The 3,217-nt window shown below is 58.3% G+C and carries 2 protein-coding genes and 1 pseudogene; 1 reads left to right on the top strand and 2 read right to left on the bottom strand.

The genetic code is table 11. From position 1 onward, the window contains the following. Positions 1-412: pseudogene (locus Q0O40_RS15815) on the top strand (penicillin-binding protein); the annotation flags it as partial. Between the two features lie 134 nt (positions 413-546). Here the strand turns inward: Q0O40_RS15815 and Q0O40_RS15810 are convergent. Then, positions 547-1,668 (bottom strand): hypothetical protein, encoded by a 1,122-nt coding sequence (locus Q0O40_RS15810; RefSeq protein ID WP_295532122.1) that lies wholly within the window; start codon positions 1,666-1,668, stop codon positions 547-549. Positions 1,669-1,671: 3 nt separating this feature from the next. Continuing rightward, entirely contained in the window at positions 1,672-2,949 is a 1,278-nt protein-coding gene (locus Q0O40_RS15805) for a hypothetical protein (protein ID WP_295532119.1), read from the bottom strand. Between the last annotated feature and the right edge of the window lie 268 nt (positions 2,950-3,217).

The following is a 3,217-nucleotide window of genomic DNA, read 5'->3' as shown; positions in this document are numbered from 1 at the left end:
CGGCACCACCAGCTCCAACAAGGACGGCTGGTTCCTCGGCTTCTCGAGCGGGATCACCACCGGCGTGTGGATGGGCCGCGATGATGCCCGCGCCGTCCCCGGCCTCCAAGGCGGCACCGCGCCCGCCCGCGCGTTCGCCGCCTACATGACCGTCGCCACCGCCAAGCGCCCGGTCGAAGCCTTCCAGACCGAGCTAAAGCTGCCGCAATGGCAGCTCGAGCCCGATGACGAGAACATGCAGTCCAACCCGGACGATTATTTCTACGTCGATCCCGATGGCAAGATCGTCGAACCCGGCACCCAGAAGCGCCCCGGCCTCGAGGGCCCGCCGCCGGGCGAGCAAGGCGTGATCGTCCCCGAAGGTCTGCCCGCAGCTAACGACGATTTTCTCAATCAGGCGACCGGGCAGTAGGGAAGTGGGCAGGCCATCACTTGCAGCGAAGGCGTCCCGAAGAACGAGAACATTTGCATCTCTTGTCAACGCGGAGCAGGATGACGGCAGCTACCGCCCCCGGAGCGGAAGTTATTCTCGGCCTAGAAGGTTCGTCACGCTGGCAGGAATCCCAGCTCATACACCGTCGGGCGCAGCTTTTCGCCGAGTGCAGCGTAAGCGGCTTTGAACGGGTCGAAATCTGTCAGTTCGGTATCGCCATTGGCTTCGAGCGCGCGGCGCACCTGATACCAGCCGGCATCGGCACGGCCCAGCTTGTATTCTTGCCTGATCTTGTTCGGAAAGCTTGTGACGTGGAAGCGCTGAAACAGCTTGCGGCTTTCATCGAGCACGGCCTGCGCCTCAAGCGAGAAGGCCATGCCCGCCATATAGCGCACCATGAAATCACTCTCGAACCGCGCCTTTGCGCCGAGTTCGCGTTCCGTGAAGGGGATAAAGTGATTGGTGAGCGACCAATCCTGATTGTTCCAATGCAGCCCGTCAGCTCCGGCGGTGAGATTGCTGCCGTTGAACAGCATCCACACGAGGCAATCGGACTTGAACTCGTCCGTGAGCGGCTGAGAGGGTTGCAGGAACTGGTCGCGGTCGTTGAGCCATGTCGGCTTGAGGAGGCGACGGACCGCAAAGACAATGGCGGCTTGCCAGAGGTTTTCTTCGGTGACGAAGAACGCACCAGCGTTGCCATACCCGGAGGACAGCAGTGCTGTTTGAGCCGAGTGTTGAAAATCGTTGCCGAACACAATCATGCTGCCGATTGCGCCGTCAGCCCACTTATCCCCCCTAACGTCCTTCGTACTCTCGGTTGGTAACAGCGCGCCCTTGAGAGGTAGGGCATCTTGCTTGTTTGAGCGCGGCCTTACGATCCATTCGGAGAGGGGCGACCGTACCAGCTCCCGATAGAATACTTTTTCGCCAATAACTTGTCCGGTTCGGTCAAGTGCTATGGTTTGAACACCTTTTGCGGGGACGTTTTTGCTTAGGTTCCAAACGAGAAAGCCGATTGGAAAGTTGCCCTTCAGTCCGTCAAACGCCCTACTATGGACAACGAAACCATCTAGGTAGTCGGCTGTCCAACGTGCGCGAAAAAGCTCGAAATTTGGTGAGTTTATGTATTTCAGCTTGCTAAACATTGCGAGCGTAGACTTGGGAATCTCAATCTGGATTCGATGCATAAACTGGATGAACAGCTCGCGTGTGGCGTAACCAAGATCGCTCATGCCTTAGCTGATGCGCGTTTTTGAAACACCCTTCTTCAGTTCGGCGTTGTCCCCGCCAGAGCCGCTTACATTGTCGACGTTCATCGCTTCAGCATAAGGCGGATTAATCAGCACCAAGATCGGCTTCGCGCCCTTCTTTCCCTCGCGCGCATCGGCAATCGCTTGGCGCAGCGCTTGCGGCACCTTGCCCGAGAGGTTGTAATCAATCTCGCCAAAGTCGGTCACATCATCGTTCAGATAATCATACTGGAAAATCTCCGCCCCGGCGAAAGCCGGGTTGCGGCGCATGATCGTTACGTCTTCCTGATCCAGCGTGGACATGAACACATTGCGCAAGTTGCTGTGCTTGGCTTCCAGATTGCCGACGCCCGCGCACATATCCCAGACGATGTATTTCTGCTGCCAGTCTGCGCCCAGCGTGGCGGCAAGCTGGTCATAGGCTTTATCAACGATGTGCAGCGGGGTGTAGAACGCGCCCTTGAACTTCTGGTCGTCCATCGGCAGCAGGCTGTCGCGCCGTTCCAGCAGGTAATGCCGGTGCTTTTGTTCGGGCGGGCGGTGATAGATGTTCCAGAAATTAAGATAGCCGCGCTCGCTGGCGAGTTCGTATTGCTCGGCCCCGATGATGAAAACCGGCTTGTCGCCATTGAACAGGAGCCGCGCGGGCAGATTGCGCATCGCCTCGTTGCGTCCATCGTGCATGATATCGGCAAAGAACAGCACGGCATAATCCGCTTGCCGTTTGACGCCGAGTTCGACCCCCACCATCGCCACCCATTTATCGAACACCTGCCGCAGATTGTCCGGCGTGATGGGCGTGCGGATGATCCGGCCTTCGCGCACCGCATCCTTGGTGGCCTTGATGAACTCCGCTTCGTAGCCGTCGATCTGATAGAGCACGAAATGCGTTTCAATCGTCGGGGCAATCTGTGCCGCCATCGCCTTGTCCGCTGCCGAGCCGGACTTGGGCCAGACAATCGCCTTGTCATCGAGCAGCGGCAGGGCGTGTTCGGTCGCCATCAGCGCCGCCTTCTCTCGGTCGATCACGCACAGAAAGCCGGGGATTGCCTCGCCGCGTTTGCGGGCAGCGCGGACATAAGTCAGCAGTTGCGCGAACATCAGCAGTGGCGGGGTCGGGGTTTCCTTGGCCTCGAACCAGATTTCGGGGGTCTGGATATCGACCAGCCCCTTGAACACGCCCTTGAGGCCAAGCGCTTTGATATAGGCGTCCTTGACGTCTTCTTCGGTGCGGGCAATGGCAAGCGACTGTACCAGACTCATGAAATTTGGTTTCCCCGTTTTGCGTTAGAGCGCAAGCCGGACAGGTATAAGTCTGTTTTGGCTAGTGGCGATACCAAAGACGCGAGGCCGTTTTCGACGCAATGCCAGTCATTCGAGCGTCGTGATTGAGATCAATACAATTACCCAAAAGACGGCCCATCACAGGCCGTCTTCTTGTTTCAAAACTATGGTGCGTGGAAGCTTACCGCAGCCGGATCGGCACATAGCTCGCTGGCAGACCCCGGCGCTGGACGCGCAGGAGCACCGC

The organism is Novosphingobium sp. Chol11, assembly GCF_945870625.1.
Classification (GTDB): domain Bacteria; phylum Pseudomonadota; class Alphaproteobacteria; order Sphingomonadales; family Sphingomonadaceae; genus Novosphingobium.
The sequence above is the reverse complement of the archived record's forward strand: the minus strand, read 5'-3'. Positions and strand labels throughout refer to the sequence as shown.